Source organism: Ruegeria sp. HU-ET01832, from assembly GCF_040371315.1.
GTDB classification, from domain to species: domain Bacteria; phylum Pseudomonadota; class Alphaproteobacteria; order Rhodobacterales; family Rhodobacteraceae; genus Ruegeria; species Ruegeria lacuscaerulensis_A.
In genome coordinates, this window is the sequence record NZ_BAABWL010000002.1 from 507135 (window position 1) to 528450 (window position 21316).

A 21316-nucleotide genomic window follows, 5' to 3' on the forward strand; every position below is an offset into this window, starting at 1 on the left:
CATGTCTACGCCCCTCGTGACCTTCTCGGACGATCAGGCCGCCGCCTATGACAACATCGCAGAGATGTTGAGGTCGGCAGGCGTTGATCTGGATGACGATGCCTTGCTGAAACTGCCGGGCAACGGAAAATCCGGTGTGATGGCGGTGATCGGCAAGGCTGGGTCGGGCAAGACGCTGCTGTTGGCCGAGCTTTATAAGGCGCTGGCTGAAACTGGCGTTCAGATCGTCTCGGGCGATTTTGAAAGCCGCAAGGCGCGGGACAAACGCAGCCTTGCAATTCTGGCCCCCACCAACAAGGCCGCCAGCGTATTGCGGTTGCGCGGGGTTCCTGCGACCACAATCCACCGCATCCTCTATACCCCGGTCTATGACCCAGAATATGAGCGGATTGCCGAGTGGCTGGCCGGAAACGACGAACGCCCCGAGATCGAGGGGCTGACGGACGAGGCACTGGACCGTGCCGCCGCGTTTTATGAAAACAACAAGTCCATTCCGGGTGCTTTGGCCGCGGCGGGGCTACGTGGTTCGGATTTCATTACTGGCTGGAAGCGTCGGGAAGAACCCCTGGATATCGGGTTCGTGGACGAAGCTTCGATGTTGGATGACCGGCAGTTCGAGGACCTGCAGGAGATTTTCCCAACGTTGTTGCTGTTTGGCGATCCGGCGCAGCTTGCTCCGGTCAATCAATCGGGCAGCATGGTATTTGATGGTCTGCCCGAGCCGCGTAAGCAGATCCTGCACCGGGTGCACCGCCAGACTGCAGACAACCCCATTTTGGATTTGGCCCATGCGCTGGCGGACCCTGCCATGGGGTTTGAAGATTTCGAGCGTCTGGTTGAACAAACGGCCCGGCAGGATGACCGCGTCGTGTGGGGGCAGCGGGTCGAGGTTGATCTGATGGCCCGCAGCCCGGTTCTGGTCTGGCGCAATGCGACCCGCATTCGTTTGATTCAGGCATTTCGGCAGGTGCATGGTGCCCCGGATACCGAATTGCTGGAAGGCGAGCCGCTGATCTGTGATGGGATCGAACTGCCCTTGAAGCATCGCAAGAAGCGTCTGGACCTTGAGGCGCGCGGGCTGATCAAAGGGGCGCAGGTTGTTTATCTGGGGCCGGGTCGCAAGCCGGGTTTTTCGCGCCTGCACGTCATGGGGGCCGAGGACCCGCAGGTCAGCGCGGCCTCGATCGTGAAAATCGAAATGCCAGATGAGGAAGAGCCGTTCATCCCCTATGCCGCCCGCATGGGCGCGACCTTTCTGCATGGGGCGGCCGTGACCATCCACAAGGCGCAGGGCTCGCAATGGGACACGGTGCAGGTCTTTGCACCCGATATCTACGCGGCTGCTCGGATGGGCCGAACCGAAGCGGGGCAGCCCCTTTGGAAACGTCTGGCCTATGTGGCCATCACGCGTGCGCAGGAACGGTTGATTTGGGTGGTACGGAACCGTTTGGCCAAGCCGACTTATCCTCTGCGCGTGGATGATCTGAGGGCGGTTCCAGCGGCCTCGCTGACATTGGAGGCGGAAGAGACATGAAGACGATCATCGTAACCGGCGCAAGCTCTGGCATAGGGCGCGCCACAGCCGAGCTGTTTCTGAATGAGGGCTGGACCGTAGGTCTGTTGGCCCGCAGTGCCGATAAGCTGGACGAAATTGCGCAACAGCACCCCAAGGCGATCGTTCTGGCTGCCGACGTGACGGATCCGGTTGCGGTATCTCGGGCCTTTCGGACGTTTTCCAATAGGGCGGACAGGCTGGATGTCCTGTTCAACAATGCGGGTATCTTTGCCCCCGGCGGCACCATTGATGAGATCGCGTTGGAAGACTGGTACCAAAGTGTAAACGTCAACTTGAACGGAATGTTCCTATGCGCGCGCGAAGCCTTTCGGATCATGCGACACCAAACGCCTCAGGGCGGCCGGATCATCAATAACGGATCGATTGCAGCCCACGTGCCGCGACCAAACTCGGTGCATTATTCGGCAACGAAACACGCGATCACTGGGTTGACGCGTAGCCTGTCTTTGGATGGGCGGGCATTTGGCGTTGCCTGCGGTCAGATCGATATCGGCAACGCGCGGACGCAGATGGTGCAGGATTTGGTAGACAATGCCGTCGCAGCGGGGCAGCAGCCGGACCCCACGATGGACGTTGGTGACGCTGCCCGTTCGGTGCTTCACATGGCCAGTTTGCCGCCCGATGCGAATGTTCAGTTCATGACAGTTATGGCGACCACGATGCCTTATATTGGGCGTGGGTAACTCAGGTTTCGCGTAGTAGCCGGAAGGCGGTAGAAGCGCCCCAGCCAGCGGCAATCGCGATGACCAGAGACATCAGCCCATACCAGACGGGTTGTTCGCGGGACATTGTATAAAGGAACCGTTCCAGCCCCACTTTGCGCACGTCGATGATGGTTTCAAACTGCGACACGACTGCGCCGCCACGGGTGAGGAAAATGCGCGCCGCGTACTCACCTTCGGTCAGGTCCGCTGGCATGTCGATTGAGGTCCGAAATAAGGTTTGTTCGTCCACTGCAACCGTGTCCTCGCGGATGGAATACAGCCCTTCGTCTTCGCGGATGCGCACCACGGCATCGGCGAAATCCTGTGCTCCGCGAATGTGCATCGCTGCACCGACAGACCGGATCGCACGTTCAATCGAGACACGATAGCGTAGGTCTTCGGTATCCGATAGAATGTCGTCCAGCGGCGCGCTTGTTGCGACGGCGTAGAAACTGGGCGCAAGGTCGACCAGAACGCTGTCGGTATTGATCCAAATGCCAAGCTTGCGCTCTTTTCTGCGGACGGTCACCGGGCTGGATGGCCCCGCAACGGCGACGATGACCTCAAGCGGGGGACCGGACGGAATGGGTGTTTCGCGTTTGACGGCCCCGAAAATCAGAATCTCTGACCCGTCAAACGTGGCTGTGATCGCCACACGATCCTGGCTAAGGCCAAGAACAACGGATTCTTCTTCGGCCAACGCGGGTGTCACGCACAGGGCAAACAAAAGGATCAGGCGTTTCAGCATGATCAGTGCCCTCCTTCCACGCCCAGCGAATACAGCTCGGACGGTTCCAAAAGCAGATCAAGCGCCAGCTTTCCGCAAACGACCAAAACCAACGCAGCCAGCAGAACGCGCAGCTGCTCGGCCGGCATACGCGCGCCGATCACCGTGCCGATCTGCGCGCCTATGACGCCTCCGACCAGCAGCAGAACAGCCAGAACGATATCAACCGTATAGTTCGTTGTCGCGTGCAGCATCGTGGTGAACGCTGTTACGAAAATGATCTGAAAAAGCGAGGTGCCGACGACAACTTTGGTGGGCATTCCCAGCAGATAGATCATAGCAGGCACCATGATAAAGCCGCCTCCGACCCCCATGATCGCTGAAAGAACCCCAACGCACAGCCCTACCACAATTGGCGGGATGACCGAGATATAAAGGCCCGAGGTGCGGAAACGCATTTTGAAGGGCATGGCATGAACCCAGCCACGCTGTCGTCGTTTCGCAGGCGCAGCGCCACCTTTTTTGGACTTTCGCAGCGCATTCAGGCTTTCGATGAACATCAGGCTGCCGACCACGCCCAGGAAAACGACATAGCACAGGGTAACCAGCAGATCGACCTGACCAAGACTCTTGAGGTAGTTGAATACCACTACCCCAAGGGCCGCGCCCATTAGGCCTCCCGTCAGTAGGACAGTGCCCATCTTGAGGTCGACAGTCTTACGTCTCAAATGGGCCAGAACACCGGAAAACGAAGAAGCGACGATTTGGTTCGCCTCGGTTGCCACAGCAACGGCCGGAGGGATGCCGATAAAGAACAGAAGCGGCGTCATCAGGAACCCGCCGCCGACGCCAAACATGCCGGAGAGGATACCGACCATACCGCCCAAACCCAGCAGCAAAAAAGCGTTAACAGAGACTTCGGCGATAGGAAGGTAGATCTGCATGGGGCACTAGGTCTTGTTAACAGGTGTGTTAGGTGATGATATGCCGTCCGTTTCCGGAAATAGCTTTGAATTCTGCGTGAGGCGTGGCTTTGAACCCATTGGGCAATTTACCCGGGTGGGTATGTGTCCGGAATTGGCTGGCACAGGAAACACTCGCATACCTCTTTAGAGCGTCTGCGGCATGCAAAATCAACTGTGCATGCCGCTCTGCAGCGAACAGGACTGAAATCTGTCCGAAACTGGACTTATCACCGCTCTTTTACATAGGGCTCGCCACCCGCGCGGGGTGGAACGGCTTTGCCAACGAACCCGGCCAGAATCACCACGGTCAAGATATAGGGCAGGGCGTCCATGACCTGTACCGGGATGACAACGCCGCCCAGATCAATATTCTGGAATCGCAGCGCAACAGCCTGAAGCAAACCGAACAGCAGACACGCACCCATCGCATGCCAAGGCCGCCATTTGGCAAAGATCAGCGCGGCCAGTGCGATGAAACCCCGTCCGGCGGTCATTTCCTTGACGAACCCGGCTTGCAGGGCGGTCGCCAAATAGGCGCCGGCGATCCCGCACAGCACGCCGCAAATCGCCACGGCGGCAAAGCGCAGCCCCACGACCGAGACACCTGCGGTATCTACAGCGGCCGGGTTTTCGCCCACTGCCCGCAGGCGCAAGCCAAAGCGGGTGCGGTAAAGAATCCACCACGTCAGCGGTACCATCAGGAAGGCGACATAGACGAGGATGGAATGCCCCGACAGAAGCTCGGAGTAGATCGGTCCAACGATGGGTACGCCGCTTATGGCGTCGGCAAAGGGGAAGTTGATCGGCTCGAACCGGCCGCCGCCGAACAGGGACGGAGTTCGCCCGCCCTGCTGGAACCAGCTTTGTGCGACCAGAACGGTCATCCCCGAGGCCAGGAAGTTGATCGCGACGCCCGAGATCAGCTGATTGCCCCGGAACGTGATCGACGCAACGCCATGAAGGGCCGACAGGATCAGTGAAGCCCCGATTCCTGCCAGAAGGCCCAGCCAGACCGAGCCGGTCACAGCGGCCACGGCGGCCGAGAAGAAGGCGGACATGAGCATCTTGCCCTCAAGCCCGATATCAAAGATGCCAGCGCGTTCCGAATAGAGCCCCGCCAGACAGGCCAGCAGCAGTGGTGTTGCAAGTCGGATGGTCGAGTCGAGGACTTGGATGAGGGTTACGAAAGCTTCCATCACTGCGCTCCTTTCCGCAGGCTCAGGAACAGCTTTTCAAGCGGCATCCGTACCATGTTGTCCAACGCTCCGGTGAACAGGATCACAAGGGCCTGAATGACCACGATCAGCTCCCGCGGGATCGAGGTCCACAGCGCAAGTTCTGCACCGCCCTGATAGAGGAACCCGAACAGGATCGCTGCAAGGAACACCCCGAACGGGTGCGACCGCCCCATCAGCGCCACGGCGATGCCGATGAAACCTGCGCCCTCGGTCGAGTTCAGGACCAGACGCTCTGCCTCGCCCATGACGTTGTTGATGGCCATCATTCCGGCCAATCCGCCCGAGATCAGCATGGCGATGATGGTAATGCGCACCGGGGAAATCCCGGCATAGACGGCCCCGGTTTCCGAATGGCCATAGGCGCGGATTTCATAACCCAGCCGCGTCCGCCAGATCAGCGCCCAGACCGCGACACAGGCCAGCAAGGCCACGAAGAACGAGATATTCGCGGGCGCGCCCCGGAACAGAGCATTCTCGGCGGTTGAGAACATCGACTGGAAGGTCGGCAGATGCACCGCTTCGGGGAAGCGTGCGGTTGCCGGGTCTTGCGAGCCCTGCGGGCGCATCACGTTGACCAGCATATAGTTCAGGAAAGCTGCCGCGATGAAGTTGAACATGATCGTGGTGATTACGATGTGGCTGCCGCGCTTGGCTTGAAGATAGGCGGGGATTGCCGCCCACATGGCACCGAACAGGGCCGATCCGACACAGGCGGCCAGCAGGGCAATACTCCAGTGTGGCCAGTCGATATAGAGGCACACCATGGCAACGCCCAGACCGCCCAGCATGGCCTGACCTTCGCCGCCGATGTTGAACAGACGCGCGTGAAATGCCACGGCTACGGCCAGACCTGTAAACATGAAGTTGGTCGCGTAATACAGCGTATAGCCCCAGCCATAGGTCGACCCCAGCGCGCCGGTGACCATCAGGTTCACGGCTTCGATGGGGTTTTCACCAATGGCGAGGATCACCAGCGCCGAGAGGATTGCGGCCAGTATCAGACTGATCAGCGGGATCAGAACGACATCGGCCCATTTGGGCATTTTATCCATGCTTCACGCGGCCTTTCCCGCAACACCGGCCATCAGCAGGCCCAGCTCTTTTTCATCCGTCTCATGGGGCAGGCGTTCGCCCATGATATGTCCGTCAAACATCACCGCAATCCGGTCAGACAGCGAGAAGATCTCTTCCAGCTCGACCGAGACCAGCAAGATCGCCTTGCCCTGATCGCGCAGAGCGACGATCTGTTTGTGAATGAATTCGATCGCGCCAATATCCACGCCGCGGGTGGGTTGACCGACGAGCAACAGATCGGGGTTCCGCTCGATCTCGCGCGCGACGACGATTTTTTGTTGGTTTCCGCCCGAGAAGTTCTTGGCCGCAAGCCAGCCATCGGGTGGGCGGACGTCGAACTTTTCCATCTTGGCCTCTGTATCAGCGCGCAGGGCGGCGTTGTCCATGAACAGGCCCCGCTTGTAGGCCGGGTCGAGGTGATAGCCGAAGGCCACGTTCTCCCACGCGTGAAAGTCCATGATCAGACCTTCGCGCTGGCGGTCCTCAGGTACATGCGCAATCCCTTGCGCACGGCGGGTTTGACCATCCGAGCCCGCCCCGCTCAGCGCCAAAGGTGCGCCGTTCAGGCGGATCGTGCCTTGACCCGGACGCATCCCGCCCAGAACCTCAAGCAGTTCAGACTGACCATTTCCGGCAACACCAGCTATCCCCACGATTTCACCCGCGCGGACGGTCAGGTCGATGCCTTTGACCCGCTCAACACCCGCACCATCGGTGACACTCAGATTTTCGATCTCAAGCACGGGCTGGCCCGGTTTTGCGGGCAGTTTATCCACCTGCAACAGCACTTTGCGCCCAACCATAAGCTCGGCCAGTTCCTGCGGGTTGGTATCGGCGGTTTTGACTGTGGCCGTCATCTCACCACGCCGCATGACCGAGACGGTGTCGGTGTTTTCCATGATCTCGCGCAGCTTGTGGGTGATCACGATGATCGTCTTGCCCTCGGACCGCAGCCGGTCGAGGATGCGGAACAGCTGATCGGCCTCGGCCGGGGTCAGAACCCCGGTAGGTTCGTCCAGAATCAGGATCTCGGCCTTGCGATACAGGGCTTTGAGGATTTCGACACGCTGCTGCATGCCCACGCCTATTTCGTCGATACGCTTGTCAGGGTCGACGAACAGCTCGTATTCTTCTTCCAGCGCTTTCAGTTCTTTACGCGCTTTGGACAGCGAGGGGGCAAGCAGCCCTCCGTCCTCGGCACCCAGAACGATGTTTTCCAGAACGGTGAAGTTTTCCACCAGCTTGAAATGCTGGAATACCATCCCGATACCTGCCGCAATCGCAGCCTGACTGTCGGGAATTTCGGTCTTGTCACCGTTGATCCAAATCTCGCCCTTATCGGCCTTGTAAAAGCCGTAGAGGATACTCATCAGCGTGGATTTGCCCGCACCGTTTTCACCGATGATCCCATGGATCGATCCGGGGGCGACGCTGATTGAAATGTCTTTGTTGGCCTGAACCGGCCCAAAGGCTTTGGAAATCCCTTTGAGCTCAATGGCGGGGACGGTCATGTCTTGTCCTCAGATTGCCGAAAGGGCCGCATGGCGCGCGGCAGAGTGGAGGCCGGGCGGAGGCCAAAACCCCCGCCCGCGCGATATCAGAACTGCAGTGCGGGGCAGCTGTCGTTCTCGTAGTAGCTGGTCACCGTGACATTGCCGTCAATGATGTCCTGACGCGCCTTGTCGACCGCGCCTTTCATCTCGTCCGAGACCAGCGACGCGTTGTTGTCGTCCATGGCAACGCCCACGCCTTCTTCGGCCAGACCCATGGCGAAGACGCCGGTTTCAAGGTTCTCACCCGCTTTCATCGCGTCATAAACGGCGACGTCCACGCGTTTCAGCATCGAAGTCAGAACTTTGCCCGGATGCAGGTGGTTCTGGTTGCTGTCCACGCCGATCGACAGGATGCCTTCGTCTGCAGCGGTTTGCAGAACACCCACGCCGGTGCCGCCTGCGGCTGCATAGATCACGTCAGCACCTTGGCTGATCTGCGCTTTGGTCAGCTCGGAACCTTTCACCGGGTCGTTCCATGCAGCCGGAGTGGTGCCGGTCATGTTGGCAACAACTTCGATATCGGGGTTCACAGCTTTGGCGCCCTGGGCATAACCACAGCCAAAGTGACGGATCAGCGGGATGTCCATGCCGCCAATGAAGCCAACGGTGCCAGATTCAGACGCCATCGCCGCCATCATACCAACCAGATACGAGCCTTCATGCTCGGCAAAGCCGATCTGACGGATGTTCGGAGCGTCCAGCCAGTTCACGTCAACCGCGACAAATTTGGTGTCGGGGTAGTCGCCCGCAACTGCCGACAGCGGATCGGCCATGGCGAAACCCATTGTGATGATCGGGTTCAGACCGGCCTCGGCAAAGCGACGCAAAGCCTGCTCGCGCTGGGCTTCGGATTGCAGTTCGATTTCGCGATAGCTGCCACCGGTTTCATCGGCCCAACGCTGCGCGCCATTATGGGCGGCCTCGTTGAATGACTTGTCAAACTTACCACCCAGGTCAAAGATCAGGGCCGGCTCAGCCAGGGCCGCACCTGCGGTTAGTGCGACGGCTGCGGCGGCGCCCATCAAGGATTTCATCAGGGTCATTTGTTACTCCCGTTGTTATTGTCGGTCGGAGCCAAGATAGCCCCGTTCACCCACTAAGAGCGAGCATATCTGTTGTGATGGCGGGAATTAAGGCCGTTTGCAACAGCCGGGGTCAACTGATTTTTGACCACTTGGTCGAGAAAAAATTCGACGACTATTCAGGTCAAGTCACATTCCATCACGAGAGCGTCAATTTTCTGATTGTTTTCGCGCACATAGTACGATTTGCGTAATCCACAGGGGCGGTAGCCGCAGCTGTGGTACAAGGACAGCGCCGGAAGATTGTCCTGCGCCACATCCAGAAAGGCGCGCGTCGCGCCCAATCTTTGGGCCTTTGCATGCCACTCGGCCATACGGATTCTTGCGAGCCCCTGACGCTGCAGGTCAGGATGCGTCGCTATTGTAAGCAGTTCCGCTTCGTCGGCGATTACCTGAAACAAAGCAAAGGACGTCGCGATTCCGACTACGTGAGTAAAACGATTCTGCAGTAAATCCGCGAATTCTGCCTCGGACCACGGCCGGGATTGTGTAAAAGCCGCAGAATGGGTTTTGGCAAGGGCTTGCGGAGTCATCCGTCCAACAAAACCGGTGGCGAGTCTTTGGACGGGGCCGCATCTGCCGCGCGGATGTAAAGCGGCGCAGGCGCGCTGTTTGTGGTTTGCCACTTCTGAGAAGCCGCATTTGCGATCCCGCGAACCTGCACTTCGGGGTCATCGTTGAAAGCCAGTGGACTTAGTGATTCTGCCTGTTCAAGCGGGATCAAGGCCGGGTCTTGACCTTCGGGTGAGATATACACTTGATCCCGTGGTGCGCGAATGGCCGGTAACGCGCCTTGAGTTTCTTGCGCCAGCGCCTCAAAACCCGAAACGCCGACGGCCGGAACGCCAAGGCCCAACGCCAGCCCACGCGCAGCGGATACCGAAATTCGGATGCCGGTGAAATTGCCCGGCCCGATACCAACGCCGATGGCTGAAAGGTCTTTCCACGTGTATCCGGCATGGGTCAGCAAATCTTCCAGCATGGGCATCAAGTGTTCTGCCTGACCGCGTGTCATGGCGTCGACTTGAACCGCAATGATCTGATCTCCGCGTAACAAAGCGGCCGCGCAATGCGCGGCCGATGTATCAAACGCCAGAATCAGCGGGTCAGACGGCAACGGGGCGAACCTCGGTCACTTCAGGGATGTAGTGACGCAGCAGGTTCTCGATCCCCATTTTCAGTGTCAGGGTCGAGGACGGACAGTTCGCGCAGGCCCCCTGCATGTGCAGATACACAACGCCGCGGTCAAAACCATGGAAGGTGATATCGCCACCATCTTGGGCCACAGCAGGGCGCACGCGGCTATCCAGAAGGTCCTTGATCTGATTCACGACTTCCGCGTCTTCGCCGGTGTGTTCGGCATGACCAGATGCGGTTGTGGCGTCAGCGGCCATGACCGGCTGGCCCGACTGGTAATGCTCCATAACTGCGCCAAGGATCGCGGGCTTGATGTGGTCCCACTGAACATCGTCAGATTTGGTGACAGTCACAAAATCATTGCCAAAAAAGACGCCGGTTACGCCGTTGACGGTGAAAATCCGGTTGGCCAAAGGGGACTTCTCAGCCGCTTCTGCCGATGAAAAATCTGCGGTGCCCGCCTCCAGCACAGTTTGACCGGGCAGGAATTTCAGGGTTGCAGGGTTCGGCGTGGATTCGGTCTGGATGAACATAGCGCGGCTCCGTTTCAGTTGCCTCTGATATGCGGGTCCGCGCGCGGGAAGTCAAGATTTGGAACGATTCTAAATTTCAGCCGCCAGCTTTATCGCTTCATCTAGCCGGTCATCGCCCCAGAACAGTTCATCCCCGACCAGAAAACTGGGGGCACCGAACAGTCCTTTGGCCTGCGCGATCTCGGATTGTTTTTTCAACGCAGCTTTGATCTGAGGGTTTTGCGTCTGGCTCAACGTCTCTTCGGGCAATCCGGCGGCGGTCAGACAAGTAACCAGAACCGCGTCATCAGCGATGTTCTGGCCATGGGCAAACTCAGCGGAATAGACGGCGCAGACAAAGGCGGCTTTTTGGGCCGGGTCTTCGATGGCCAGCGTCAGGCGGGCCGCCTTCAAGCCGTTTTGCGGAAATGGATCGGGGCGCTGGAACGGCAGGCCGCGGTGGGCGGTCAGACGCTCCATATCGCGCCACATATACTGCCCTTTGGCTGGATAGAGGTTGAAGGGCGAATCCGTCCAGCCCTGTGCAAAAAAGATCGGGCCCAGCAGGAAGGGCTGCCAATCGACACTCACGCCATGCCGGGCGGCGGCCTCTTCGATCCGCATCGCGCTGAGGTAGGAATAGGTCGAGGCGAACTCGTACCAGAACTGAATGCTGCGCGGCATCTAGGTGATTTCTTCCAGTTTTTCCTTGCTCAGATCACCGGGGACGATGGTGATCGGGATCGGTAAACTGCCGGAGTTTTTGGTCAGTTGCGTCACCAGAGGACCGGGGCCCTTCTTTTCGACGCCCGCGCCCAGTACCAGCACGCCGATCTCGGGATCGGATTGCACGTGTTCGATGATTTGCGCCACTGGCTCGCCCTCGCGGATGGCCAGTTCCGGATCAACGCCCTGCTTGTCACGCATCCATTTGGCGAACACTTCGTAGTGGGCGTGGATGCGTTCACGCGATTCCTCGCGCATCACCTCGGCCACTCCGATCCAGTGGTTGAACTCATCGGGGGGAATGACCGACAGGATCGTCACGCCGCCGCCCGTATGGGCCGCGCGCATGGCTGCAAAACGCATGGCGTTCAGGCATTCGCGGCTGTCATCCAATACCACCAGGAACTTACGCATGGGTGTCCTCATTCATTTCGGGCGATCATGCCCGACCAAATGCGCGCTGGCAACCGAAGCCTATCGCGTGCTGGCAGCCCAGTCCCAATACAGCTCGCGCGCGCGCCGGGCGACGGGGCCGACCTGATATTGCGTATCCTGCAACGCCGTGACCGGGGTGATCTTGCTCATGTTGCCGGTCATGAAGACCTCATCAGCTTTGTGGAAATCCTCGAAACTCAGGATCGCTTCGTGCACGGTCACACCGTCTGCACGCAGGTTTTCGATGTGGCGTGCGCGGGTGATTCCGGCCAGAAACGTACCATTGGGGGTGGGGGTGAACACCTCGCCATCCCGGACCATGAAAATATTTGCGGTCGCGGTTTCGGCTACATGTCCCAAAGCATCCGCGACCAAGGCGTTTGAGAAGCCGTTGGACCGAACTTCATGCAACATCCGCGCATTGTTGGGGTAAAGGCAGCCCGCCTTGGCGTTTACAACCGCCGATTCCAGAACCGGGCGACGGAAGCGCGTGTAGCCCAGTGTCACCGACGCAGATTCGGGCGCCATTGGAATCTCTTCCAGGCAAATCGCGAAGCCCGTACTGTTCTCCAGCGGTACGATTGCCGTGCGGTCGCCGTCGAGGCCCCAATACATCGGGCGGATATACACCGCCGCGTCCGGCGCATAACTTTCCAGCCCTTCGCGGATGATCTCGACCATCTGCTCGGTGGTCACAAACGGCGTCAGCATCAAAGCCTCGGCCGAGCGGTTCACGCGGGCACAGTGCGCCTCAAGATCGGGGACCAGACCGTCGAAATAGCGGGCTCCATCGAAGACGGACGACCCCAGCCAAGCGCCGTGATCGGCTGCCCGCATGATGGGCGCATCCCCGTCATGCCACTGACCTTCGAAATAGGTGCGAATATTCTTGCCGACTGCCATCACGCCCTCCCAAGCTTTGCGGCAAACCTAGGAAGACGCCGCGGTAACGTCCAGAGCAATCAGCCCTGTTTTGCGCCAACCATGCCCACGATTTCGTAAGTTTGTTGCAGGATCGGGGCGGCAACAGCGCGCGCCTTTTCTGCCCCATTGGCCAGAATCCGGTCAATCTCGGCCTCTTCGCCCATCAGGCGGGCCATCTCGCCCGAAATCGGAGCCAGTTTCGACACGGCCAGTTCGGCCAGCATCGGTTTGAACTCGCCAAACTGCTTGCCGCCAACCTCGGTCAGAACTTGCTCGGCGGTCTGATCGCTGAGCGCCGCGTAGATATTGACCAGATTGCGCGCCTCGGGACGTTCGGACAGGCCATCCACATCCGAAGGCAGAGCATCGGGGTCGGTCTTGGCCTTGCGGATTTTCTTGGCAATCGTGTCGGCGTCATCGGTCATGTTGATCCGCGTCATATCCGACGGGTCCGAGGACGACATCTTGCGCGACCCGTCCCGCAGGTTCATCACGCGCGGGGCGGGGCCGCCGATGACGGGTTCGGTCACCGGGAAGAACTCGACGCCATAGTCATGGTTGAACTTGATGGCGATGTCGCGGGTCAGTTCCAGATGCTGTTTCTGATCCTCACCCACCGGCACATGCGTCGCGTGGTAGGTCAGAATGTCCGCCGCCATCAGCGCCGGATAAGCAAACAGACCCAGTGAGGCATTCTGAGCATTCTTGCCGGCCTTATCCTTAAACTGCGTCATCCGCTGCATCCAGCCCATCCGGGCGATACAGTTGAAAATCCAGGCCAGTTGCGTGTGCTCGGGCACTTGGCTTTGATTGAACAGGATGGATTTTTCCGGGTCCAGACCAGCGGCGATGAAACCGGCGCAGACCTCGCGGGTCTTTTCGCGCAGGCGGGCGGGGTCCTGCCAGACGGTGATCGCGTGCAGATCGACCATGCAATAGATGGTCTCAAAATCGTCGCCCTGCATATCCACGAACCGCTTGAGCGCACCCAGGTAGTTGCCAAGGTGCAGGTTCCCCGACGGCTGGATGCCGGAAAACACGCGCGGTGTGAACTGGGTGTCGGTCATCGAAGGGAACTCCCGTCTGGAAAAATAAGCCCCCGTCGCTTACCCATGAGGCAAAGGGACGTCAACAGCCGCGAAAGGCCAGCCCAATGAGCAGTGAGCATTATACACCCGCCGTGAACCCTCTGCCGCCCGTGGTGGCGGCGCTGGCCTTGTTCATCTTCGGGATCGAACTGGCCCTGACGCTGGGCTCGCGCGGGTTGGTCGGCGGGCCATCGGCCGTGGGCTGGCGGCTGGATGCGTTGCAGCACTATTCCTTTTCGCCGGACATTTTCGACTGGATGATGGAAAACGGGCGCTGGCCGTTTGAACATCTGATCCGCTTAGTGACATACCCGTTCGTGTCGGCCAATTTCACTCAGGCCATCTTTGTCTGCGTCTTTGTTCTGGCCATGGGCAAAATGGTGGCCGAGGTTTTTGGCAGCGTGCAGATGCTGGTGATCTTTGTGCTGTCGGGCATCGGCGGGGCGCTGGCCTATGCGCTGCTGCTGGACCCGCAATATCCGCTGGTCGGAGGGTTCCCACCCGTCTACGGCCTGATCGGAGCGTTCACGTGGATATTGTGGCGTAGGTTATCTTTGGTGGGCGAAAACCAGTCACGGGCCTTCAGCCTGATCGCTGTTTTGATGGGGATCCAGTTGTTGTTCGGTCTGATCTTCGGCGGTACGTTGGATTGGGTGGCCGATCTGGGCGGGTTCGCCACAGGCTTTGTTCTGTCATTTGTGGTTGGTCCCGGCGGTTGGGCCCGGATCATTGGCGGTATCCGCCGCGACTGATCAGGACCGCCGCAGGGCCTTTTTGAACTCGTTGATCTCGAAGGCGCGCAGCAGGTGGCCCAGCACAAAATACAGCACTGCCGCACAGATGATGAGGGCCAACAGTGCTACATAGCGCCAGCCTGGCAGGTGAAATGCCCACCCGAACAGGGAAAGCGCGGCAAATAGGCCAACGCCCATCCCAAGCGATGCGGCCACGATCCGCCATGCCCGGTGTTTGAACCGGTCATCAAAGCGCGCCTCCTCGCCCATGCGTCGGGCCCCGAGCGCGAGCAGTCCGACCATGGCCCACCCGGCGACCGAGGCCGCAATCGCAGGCGCAATCCAGCCCACCAGCGGATAAAGCCCAAAGGCCAGCCCCGCATTCACCACCATCGCCACCACCGCGTAGCGGAACGGAGATTTTGTGTCCTCGCGCGCGAAGAACAGTGGTTGCAACAGCTTTTGCAGCATGAAAGCCGGCAGGCCGACGCCATAGATCGCCACGGCCAGCGCGGTGGCGGCGGTATCCTCGGCGGTGAATTGGCCACGCTCGAACAGGACCGAGACCAGAGGGATCGGCATGATCACAAAGGCCACTGTTGACGGAAGGGTCAGCAGCAGCGTGAACTCTCCGGCGCGGGAAAAGGCGTTGCGGGCGCCGTCTTTGTCACCCGCACGCAGGCGGCGAGACAGGTCAGGCAGCAACACGATTCCAACGGCGATGCCCACCACACCCAAGGGCAGTTGATACAGCCGGTCCGCGGCAAACAACCAACTGACCGCGTTTTCGGTTTTTGAGGCCACAAGCTGCCCCACCACAAGATTGACCTGCGTCACCCCCATCGCCAGCGCGGCGGGGACGGCGATGCGGACCATACGCTTCATCTCAGGGCTGAGTTTCGGCAGGCCGGGGCGGATGCGGATACCTGCGCGCTCGGTCGCGACCCAGACCAGCGCAAGCTGCGCCACACCGGCCAAGGGGATGATGGCGATCAGCCAGCGGATGACTTCGCCACCCGACAGTGCTCCGGCGATCATGGCGGTGCAGGCGAAAATGTTCAGCAGAACGGGCGCTGCGGCAGCGGCCGCAAAGCGGCCCGTGGCGTTCAGAACGCCCGAAAACAGTGCTGCCAGTGACATGAACAAGATGTAAGGGAAAACCACGTAACCATAATCCACGGCCAGATCGAACCGGTCGTCGCCGTAAAACCCTTCGGCGGTGATCCAGACCAGTGCGGGCATGAACACCATCGCCAGCCCAACCAGCGCCAAAACGGCCACAGCCAGCAGGTTGAAGGCGTCCTGTGCGAAACCTTCGGCGTTCTCGTCCCCTTCCAGCCGTTTGGAAAACATCGGGACGAAGGCCGCGTTGAACGCACCTTCGGCAAAGAAGCGGCGGAACATGTTGGGCAGGCGGAAGGCGGCCACAAAGGCGTCCATCACCGGGCCCGGCCCGATAAAAGCCGTCAGCAGGATTTCCCGCAGAAACCCCAATATCCGACTGGCCAGGGTCCAGAACCCGACCGTGAATAGGCCCGAGAACAGCCGAATCTGCTTCATGATTCCGCGCGCTCGGCGCCCTCGGTGATGGCTTTGCGCAGCTTGGCTTCAAGCCCGCGCTGCTTGCTGTCCGAGTGGTATTTCAGCCCGAACATGTCTTTGACATAGAAGGTGTCCACCACCTGTTCGCCATAGGTCGCGATCACCGCGTTGGCGACATAGACATTGGCTGCGGCCAGCGTGCGCGCCAGATCATAGAGCAAACCGGGACGGTCCCGGGTATCGACCTCGATTATCGTGTAGATCTCGGACCCGTCATTATCAAAGATGATATGCGTTGGCACGTTGAAGGCGCGTTCGCGTTTCTTGATCTTGTCGCGCGATTTCAGCGCGTCACGCGCCACAACTTCGCCCTTTAACGTTTTGTGTATCATTTGCGTCAGGCGTGGCAGGCGGCTGGCTTCGAATGGGCGGCCATCTGCGTCCTGTATCCAGAATGCATCCGTGACATAACCATCCTTGGTCGTATAGCTGCGCGCATCGACCACGTTCGCTCCAACCAGCGCCAGCGCGCCAGCGATCCGCGCGAAAATACCCGGATGATCGCCCATGGCGAAACAGGCGCGAGTGGCATCGCGATCCTCGTCCGGTTGCAGGCGAATTTCCATCGCGCCCGCGTCGCCACTGTGATCCAGCGCTTGCAGCATCTCGGCAAATTCAACATGCGTCGACAGGTTAAGGCCCTGCCAATAGGGGTCGTAGTGCCGACCAGTCTCGGTTTTCAGGTCAGCCTTGGACCAATCGGCCAATTCGGCGCGCAGGGTCTTTTTGGCCTCGGCCCCGCGATTGGCACGGTTGAGGTCTTCCATCCCCGTCTCTAGTGCGCGCTTGGTTTCCGCGTGCAGGGCGCGCAGCAGGGTGGCCTTCCAGTTGTTCCACGTATCCGGCCCAACGCCGCGAATGTCACAGACCGTCAGAACTGTCAGCAGGTCCAACCGTTTGACTGTTTTCACGGCCTTCGCGAAATCGCGTACCGTGCGCGGATCGGAAATATCGCGCTTCTGCGCCATGTCGGACATCAGCAGGTGATAACGCACCAGCCATTCGACCGTTTCGCAATCAGCCTTGTTCAACCCAAGCCTCGGCGCGATTTTGCGTGCCATCTGCGCGCCGAGGATCGAGTGATCTTCGGGCCGCCCCTTGGCAATATCGTGGATCAGCAGGGCGACATACAAAACCTTGCGGTTCACGCCCTCTTTCAGGATCGACGAAGCCAACGGGAGGGATTCCACCAGTTTTCCGCGTTCGATCTGGTTGAGGTTGACGATGCACTGGATGGTGTGTTCGTCCACCGTATAGCTGTGATACATGTTGAACTGCATCATCGCGACGATGTGTTCAAATTCGGGGATAAAGGCCGACAGGACCCCCAGCTCGTTCATCCGGCGCAGGGCGCGTTCGGGGTTGCCGTGTTTCAACATAAGATCAAGGAAGATACGTTGTGCTTCCTTGTCTTCGCGCATGTCCTCATCGATCAGGTTCAGATTCGCTGTCACAAGACGCATCGCATCCGGATGGATCAGCATGCCCGTGCGCAAACCTTCCTCAAACAGACGCAGCAGGTTCACCTTATCGGACAGGAACTGGTCCGGGTCAGCGACGTCCAAACGACCATGAACGACTTGATACCCTGCCTTGACCCGTGGGCGGCGGCGGAAAATCCGTTCCAGCAGCGGTGCGCCCTTCATGTGTGCGGCTTCCAGCTTGGTCAGGAAGATGCGGGTCAATTCACCCACCATCGTCGCCTCGCGGAAATACCGCTGCATGAAAACCTCGACGGCACGGCGACCGGCGCGATCCTCATAGCCCATGCGATCGGCTACCTCGACCTGCATATCGAAGGTCAGGTGCTCAGTGGCGCGGCCCGTTACCAGATGCAGATGCGAGCGTACGGCCCACAGGAACTCCTCGGCCTCGTCGAAGGCTTTGTACTCGTCTTCTGTTATCAGCCCCAGCGGTACAAATTCAGACACGTCCTGAACGTCGTAGATGTATTTCGCGATCCAATACAGCGACTGCAGGTCGCGCAGCCCGCCCTTGCCTTCTTTGACATTAGGCTCGACCATATAACGCTGGCCCTGCTTTTTGTGGCGCTCGTCACGCTCTTGCAGTTTGGCTTCGATAAATTGACGTTCGGTTCCCTTGAATAACTCGTCCCGCAGGCGGGTTTTGAGTTCATCGCCCAAGGCCGTGTCGCCCGCCAGATAACGCTGCTCCAGCATAGCGGTGCGGATAGTGAAATCCTCGCCCCCAAGCCGCAGACAATCCTTGATGGTGCGCGAAGAATGCCCGACCTTCAGACGCAAATCCCACAGGATATACAGCATGGACTCGATCACGCTTTCGGCCCATGCAGTGATTTTGTAGGGCGTCAGAAACAGCAGATCGACATCTGACGCGGGGGCCATCTCGCCCCGCCCATAGCCGCCCACAGCCAGAACGGCGATCTTTTCGCCCTGCGTCGGCGTGGCCAGAGGGTGAAGATCGTGGCTTGCGACCTGCATGGCGGTGCAGACCAGTCCATCGGTCAGATAAGTGTAAGAATGGGTCAGCGGCCGTGCGTCGAACGGGCGTTGGAAAAACGCATCAGCGATGGCTTGCCGCCCTGCCTTTTGGGCATTCCGCAGAATGCGCACGCAATCGGCCCGGCGCGCGGTGTTGTTCGATACGTTTTCAAAGGCTTCCGACAGTTGCGCCAGAACGGCGGTGCTGTCGAATATGTCTTGGGCCGGGCAGATCAGCTCACCTTTTGGGGTGAGCGTCAGTGCCGGTCGATCAGAAACCGGCGCCTGAGAAGCTTTGTGGGGCAGGGTCAATCACTACTACCTGTTTGTTCTGGATCGTGGCAACTGCCAGACCGCGTTCGTTGGTACCGTTCGAGCGCAGGCGAAAGATGCCGCCCACGCCCTGGAAACCGGCATTTTGTGTCAGGGCCGAAGCCGTAAGCGCATCCGATTTACCCTGGCTGACCAAGGCTCCGATTGCTGCGATGCCGTCGTATGCCAGCCCGCTGATAGGGTGCGGTGCCTCACCATAGGTATTGTTGTACCGCTGACGATAGGATTGTGCCTTGGCCGGGTCGGGTAGCGCGAACCATCCCCCCTGCACGCCCGGCAATTCAAGCGTCTGAGCCGGAATATCCCAGCGTGTCAGACCGATATATTGCGTCGTTGCTGGCGAGACACCCGCCTCTGGCAGCAACTGCGAATAGAGTGGCAACGCACCAGCCGTGGTTGCCGTAAGGAACACCGAGTCAGCCGCCGACGCATCCACCGTGGCCTTGATTGTCGGAACCGAGTTGATCACGCCCTGCTGGGACCTGTCATAGCCGATTGTGCCTGCATTGTTGACGCGACTGTTACTCAGCGCGTTGGCGATGGCAGATTGTCCCAACTGGCCTGCCGCATCGTTGCTGTGCACGATGACCATGTTGTTTTTGCCCCGCGAACCGGCAAAATTAACGAGTCGGTTAGCCGTGTTGTCGAAGGTGGGGCCCAGGACAAAGACGTTCCCGCCCGCGATGCTGGTGTTGTTCGAGAAAGACAGGACATTCACGTTGTTGTTTAAAACGGCTAACCCTGCCGAGTTTGCTGCCTGCGCGTAAACCGGACCCAGGATAACCTTTGCACCATCCGCCACGGCCCGTTGGGCCACCTCGGCCGCCGTGTTCGAGCTGCCGCGCGTGTCATAAACCCGCAGGTCGATCTGCACATTTTGCAAATCTGCCATGGCCATACGCGCTGCGTTCTCAAGGCTTCGGGCCAAGGCCGCATCGCCCGAATTGGCCGATCCCGCCGGAACCAGCAGCGCCACAGGCACCGGCTTAGAGGTGTTAATCGATGGCCCTCCGCCCAGTCCTGATGTCTCACAGGCGGTCAGAAAAGCGGCGGTGGCCAAAACGGCGGCGGTTTTCGCCAGTTTGCGAACGGGCTTGCAAACGGTAAACATCTGAATGAAAACTCCCTGTCCCGGCGACTTGAAAGACGCCATTTTATTAAGTCGCGATAATAAACGTCACGCTGTGAGGGTCCAGCTTTGAATCACCAAAAAGTCAGATTGGGCTCGGGCCTGTATTTTGTTGCCACTCCGATCGGCGCGGCGCGCGACATTACGCTCAGGGCACTGGACGTGTTGGCCTCGGCAGATTTGATCGCGGCTGAAGACACCCGCAGCCTGCGCCGGTTGATGGAGATACATGGTGTTCCGCTGGAAGGCCGTCGTATTCTGGCTTATCACGATCACAGCGGCGCTGGCGCGCGACAGAAAATTCTGCAAGCTCTGGCGGATGGCAACTCGGTGGCCTACGCGTCCGAAGCCGGGATGCCTTTGATTGCCGATCCGGGCTATGACCTTGGCCGTCAGGCGGCCGAAGCGGGGCACACCGTCACCTGCGCCCCAGGTCCCTCGGCGGCTTTGATGGCGCTGACGCTTGCTGGCCTGCCCACGGATGCCTTCTATTTCGCTGGATTCTTGCCCAACACGTCGAACGCGCGAAAGTCAAGGATCGAGGCGCTGCGCGATGTGCCGGGCACACTGATCTTCTACGAATCACCCAAGCGCGTTGCGGCCTGCCTGTCGGACTTGGCCGCAGTGTTGGGTGACACAAGACAAGCGGCACTGTGCCGGGAACTGACTAAGAAGTTCGAGGAAGTGAAACGCGGAACTCTGGCCGAGTTGGCCGCTGATTTAAGCGGACAGACTGTCAAAGGCGAAATTGTCCTGCTTGTGGATCGCGGGCATTCGGAAACTGTTAACGAATTGGACGTAGAACAGGCTTTGAAGGAAGCCTTGGAAACTCATTCGGTTCGGGATGCGGCAGATCTGGTGTCGGATATGTTCAAACTGCCCCGTCGCCCGATCTATCAAAAGGCTCTGAAGCTGGGAAAGGGATGACATGTCCGCACGCGCTGTTCGAAGTTCAGTTTCTTATCAGGCAGGCCAATCCGCTGAATTGCAGGTGGCTACGGACTATGAACGTCGCGGCTATTCCATCGCACATCGCCGCTGGCGCGGGGCCGGAGGGGAGATTGACCTGATCGCGCGGGATGGTGACTGCCTTGTGTTCATCGAAGTTAAGAAAAGCAGCAGTTTTGACCGAGCTGCGGCACGGATCAACCAGCGTCAGATGAAACGGATCTGCGCCTCTGCTTCACAGTTTTTGGAAAATGAACCCGCAGGACAACTGACGAATGTGCGCTTTGACGCAGCGCTGGTGGATGCCACTGGCGCAGTCAAAATCGTTGAAAACGCCTTTGGACAAGCCTAACCCCCATTGAACCCT

At 59.3% G+C, this 21316-nt stretch carries 21 protein-coding genes; 5 read left to right on the top strand and 16 right to left on the bottom strand.

Translation table 11 applies throughout. From position 1 onward, the window contains the following. Position 1 precedes the first annotated feature (1 nt). Positions 2-1534 carry an ATP-dependent DNA helicase gene (locus ABWV79_RS07755; RefSeq protein ID WP_170353500.1) on the top strand — a complete coding sequence of 511 codons (1533 nt, stop codon included), beginning with the start codon at positions 2-4 and terminating at the stop codon, positions 1532-1534. After that, positions 1531-2259 carry an SDR family oxidoreductase gene (locus tag ABWV79_RS07760; RefSeq protein ID WP_170756379.1) on the top strand — a complete coding sequence of 243 codons (729 nt, stop codon included), beginning with the start codon at positions 1531-1533 and terminating at the stop codon, positions 2257-2259. Before ABWV79_RS07755 ends, ABWV79_RS07760 begins: the two co-directional genes overlap by 4 nt. Before the next feature lies 1 nt (position 2260). On the opposite strand, the gene ABWV79_RS07765 is transcribed toward ABWV79_RS07760, so the two are convergent. The 13 genes from ABWV79_RS07765 to trpS all read right to left on the bottom strand — a co-directional run bounded on the left by ABWV79_RS07765 (position 2261) and on the right by trpS (position 13720). Beyond that, positions 2261-3028 (bottom strand): TIGR02186 family protein, encoded by a 768-nt coding sequence (locus tag ABWV79_RS07765; RefSeq protein ID WP_353391222.1) that lies wholly within the window; start codon positions 3026-3028, stop codon positions 2261-2263. 2 nt (positions 3029-3030) lie between these two features. After that, complete coding sequence (locus ABWV79_RS07770; protein WP_353391223.1) at positions 3031-3951, bottom strand: sulfite exporter TauE/SafE family protein; 921 nt, start codon at positions 3949-3951, stop codon at positions 3031-3033. A gap of 248 nt (positions 3952-4199) precedes the next feature. Then, positions 4200-5168 (bottom strand): ABC transporter permease, encoded by a 969-nt coding sequence (locus ABWV79_RS07775; RefSeq protein WP_353391224.1) that lies wholly within the window; start codon positions 5166-5168, stop codon positions 4200-4202. Further along, a complete protein-coding gene (locus ABWV79_RS07780; RefSeq protein ID WP_353391225.1) occupies positions 5168-6262 on the bottom strand; it encodes an ABC transporter permease in 1095 nt (364 codons plus the stop codon). The genes ABWV79_RS07775 and ABWV79_RS07780 overlap by 1 nt, the downstream gene beginning before the upstream one ends. A gap of 3 nt (positions 6263-6265) precedes the next feature. Continuing rightward, positions 6266-7795 (bottom strand): ABC transporter ATP-binding protein, encoded by a 1530-nt coding sequence (locus ABWV79_RS07785; RefSeq protein ID WP_353391226.1) that lies wholly within the window; start codon positions 7793-7795, stop codon positions 6266-6268. Between the two features lie 86 nt (positions 7796-7881). Beyond that, entirely contained in the window at positions 7882-8880 is a 999-nt protein-coding gene (locus tag ABWV79_RS07790) for a BMP family lipoprotein (RefSeq protein ID WP_170353493.1), read from the bottom strand. Between the two features lie 158 nt (positions 8881-9038). Further along, positions 9039-9452 (bottom strand): GNAT family N-acetyltransferase, encoded by a 414-nt coding sequence (locus ABWV79_RS07795; RefSeq protein WP_170353492.1) that lies wholly within the window; start codon positions 9450-9452, stop codon positions 9039-9041. Further along, entirely contained in the window at positions 9449-10036 is a 588-nt protein-coding gene (tsaB, locus tag ABWV79_RS07800; protein WP_170353491.1) for a tRNA (adenosine(37)-N6)-threonylcarbamoyltransferase complex dimerization subunit type 1 TsaB, read from the bottom strand. Before tsaB ends, ABWV79_RS07795 begins: the two co-directional genes overlap by 4 nt. Then, the gene (locus ABWV79_RS07805; protein ID WP_353391227.1) at positions 10026-10589 is read right to left on the bottom strand and encodes a NifU family protein; all 564 of its coding nucleotides are present in this window, start codon (positions 10587-10589) and stop codon (positions 10026-10028) included. Before ABWV79_RS07805 ends, tsaB begins: the two co-directional genes overlap by 11 nt. 69 nt (positions 10590-10658) lie before the next feature. Next, entirely contained in the window at positions 10659-11252 is a 594-nt protein-coding gene (locus tag ABWV79_RS07810) for a 2-hydroxychromene-2-carboxylate isomerase (RefSeq protein ID WP_353391228.1), read from the bottom strand. Then, positions 11253-11708: a universal stress protein gene (locus ABWV79_RS07815; protein ID WP_170353488.1), complete on the bottom strand. Its 456-nt coding sequence runs from the start codon at positions 11706-11708 to the stop codon at positions 11253-11255. 60 nt (positions 11709-11768) lie between these two features. Beyond that, the gene (locus tag ABWV79_RS07820; protein ID WP_353391229.1) at positions 11769-12632 is read right to left on the bottom strand and encodes a branched-chain amino acid aminotransferase; all 864 of its coding nucleotides are present in this window, start codon (positions 12630-12632) and stop codon (positions 11769-11771) included. 59 nt (positions 12633-12691) lie between these two features. Further along, entirely contained in the window at positions 12692-13720 is a 1029-nt protein-coding gene (trpS, locus tag ABWV79_RS07825) for a tryptophan--tRNA ligase (protein WP_353391230.1), read from the bottom strand. Positions 13721-13806: 86 nt separating this feature from the next. Between trpS and ABWV79_RS07830 the strand changes: the two genes are divergently transcribed. Continuing rightward, positions 13807-14493: a rhomboid family intramembrane serine protease gene (locus ABWV79_RS07830; protein WP_353391231.1), complete on the top strand. Its 687-nt coding sequence runs from the start codon at positions 13807-13809 to the stop codon at positions 14491-14493. Here the strand turns inward: ABWV79_RS07830 and murJ are convergent, their stop codons facing one another. The 3 genes from murJ to ABWV79_RS07845 are packed head-to-tail and all read right to left on the bottom strand — an operon-like array spanning position 14494 to position 19983. Next, positions 14494-16035 (bottom strand): murein biosynthesis integral membrane protein MurJ, encoded by a 1542-nt coding sequence (gene murJ / locus ABWV79_RS07835; RefSeq protein WP_353391232.1) that lies wholly within the window; start codon positions 16033-16035, stop codon positions 14494-14496. It lies immediately after the preceding gene. Next, positions 16032-18851, bottom strand: coding sequence for a [protein-PII] uridylyltransferase (locus ABWV79_RS07840; RefSeq protein ID WP_353391233.1), 2820 nt, complete (start codon positions 18849-18851; stop codon positions 16032-16034). Before ABWV79_RS07840 ends, murJ begins: the two co-directional genes overlap by 4 nt. Continuing rightward, positions 18811-19983, bottom strand: coding sequence for a penicillin-binding protein activator (locus ABWV79_RS07845; protein ID WP_353391234.1), 1173 nt, complete (start codon positions 19981-19983; stop codon positions 18811-18813). The genes ABWV79_RS07840 and ABWV79_RS07845 overlap by 41 nt, the downstream gene beginning before the upstream one ends. A gap of 87 nt (positions 19984-20070) precedes the next feature. Here ABWV79_RS07845 and rsmI point away from each other — a divergent pair, with 87 nt between their 5' ends. Continuing rightward, complete coding sequence (rsmI, locus tag ABWV79_RS07850) at positions 20071-20928, top strand: 16S rRNA (cytidine(1402)-2'-O)-methyltransferase (protein ID WP_353391235.1); 858 nt, start codon at positions 20071-20073, stop codon at positions 20926-20928. 1 nt (position 20929) lies between these two features. Then, positions 20930-21301, top strand: a complete 372-nt coding sequence (locus tag ABWV79_RS07855; RefSeq protein WP_353391236.1) for a YraN family protein — start codon at positions 20930-20932, stop codon at positions 21299-21301. Positions 21302-21316 lie beyond the last annotated feature (15 nt).

What these genes read in the sequence shown, in the direction of transcription:
- ABWV79_RS07755 (WP_170353500.1), top strand. Translation starts at nt 2, where the DNA reads ATGTCTACGCCCCTCGTGACCTTCTCGGACGATCAGGCCGCCGCCTAT.
- ABWV79_RS07760 (WP_170756379.1), top strand. Translation starts at nt 1,531, where the DNA reads ATGAAGACGATCATCGTAACCGGCGCAAGCTCTGGCATAGGGCGCGCC.
- ABWV79_RS07765 (WP_353391222.1), bottom strand. Translation starts at nt 3,028, where the DNA reads ATGCTGAAACGCCTGATCCTTTTGTTTGCCCTGTGCGTGACACCCGCG.
- ABWV79_RS07770 (WP_353391223.1), bottom strand. Translation starts at nt 3,951, where the DNA reads ATGCAGATCTACCTTCCTATCGCCGAAGTCTCTGTTAACGCTTTTTTG.
- ABWV79_RS07775 (WP_353391224.1), bottom strand. Translation starts at nt 5,168, where the DNA reads ATGGAAGCTTTCGTAACCCTCATCCAAGTCCTCGACTCGACCATCCGA.
- ABWV79_RS07780 (WP_353391225.1), bottom strand. Translation starts at nt 6,262, where the DNA reads ATGGATAAAATGCCCAAATGGGCCGATGTCGTTCTGATCCCGCTGATC.
- ABWV79_RS07785 (WP_353391226.1), bottom strand. Translation starts at nt 7,795, where the DNA reads ATGACCGTCCCCGCCATTGAGCTCAAAGGGATTTCCAAAGCCTTTGGG.
- ABWV79_RS07790 (WP_170353493.1), bottom strand. Translation starts at nt 8,880, where the DNA reads ATGACCCTGATGAAATCCTTGATGGGCGCCGCCGCAGCCGTCGCACTA.
- ABWV79_RS07795 (WP_170353492.1), bottom strand. Translation starts at nt 9,452, where the DNA reads ATGACTCCGCAAGCCCTTGCCAAAACCCATTCTGCGGCTTTTACACAA.
- ABWV79_RS07805 (WP_353391227.1), bottom strand. Translation starts at nt 10,589, where the DNA reads ATGTTCATCCAGACCGAATCCACGCCGAACCCTGCAACCCTGAAATTC.
- ABWV79_RS07810 (WP_353391228.1), bottom strand. Translation starts at nt 11,252, where the DNA reads ATGCCGCGCAGCATTCAGTTCTGGTACGAGTTCGCCTCGACCTATTCC.
- ABWV79_RS07815 (WP_170353488.1), bottom strand. Translation starts at nt 11,708, where the DNA reads ATGCGTAAGTTCCTGGTGGTATTGGATGACAGCCGCGAATGCCTGAAC.
- ABWV79_RS07820 (WP_353391229.1), bottom strand. Translation starts at nt 12,632, where the DNA reads ATGGCAGTCGGCAAGAATATTCGCACCTATTTCGAAGGTCAGTGGCAT.
- trpS (WP_353391230.1), bottom strand. Translation starts at nt 13,720, where the DNA reads ATGACCGACACCCAGTTCACACCGCGCGTGTTTTCCGGCATCCAGCCG.
- ABWV79_RS07830 (WP_353391231.1), top strand. Translation starts at nt 13,807, where the DNA reads ATGAGCAGTGAGCATTATACACCCGCCGTGAACCCTCTGCCGCCCGTG.
- murJ (WP_353391232.1), bottom strand. Translation starts at nt 16,035, where the DNA reads ATGAAGCAGATTCGGCTGTTCTCGGGCCTATTCACGGTCGGGTTCTGG.
- ABWV79_RS07845 (WP_353391234.1), bottom strand. Translation starts at nt 19,983, where the DNA reads ATGTTTACCGTTTGCAAGCCCGTTCGCAAACTGGCGAAAACCGCCGCC.
- ABWV79_RS07855 (WP_353391236.1), top strand. Translation starts at nt 20,930, where the DNA reads ATGTCCGCACGCGCTGTTCGAAGTTCAGTTTCTTATCAGGCAGGCCAA.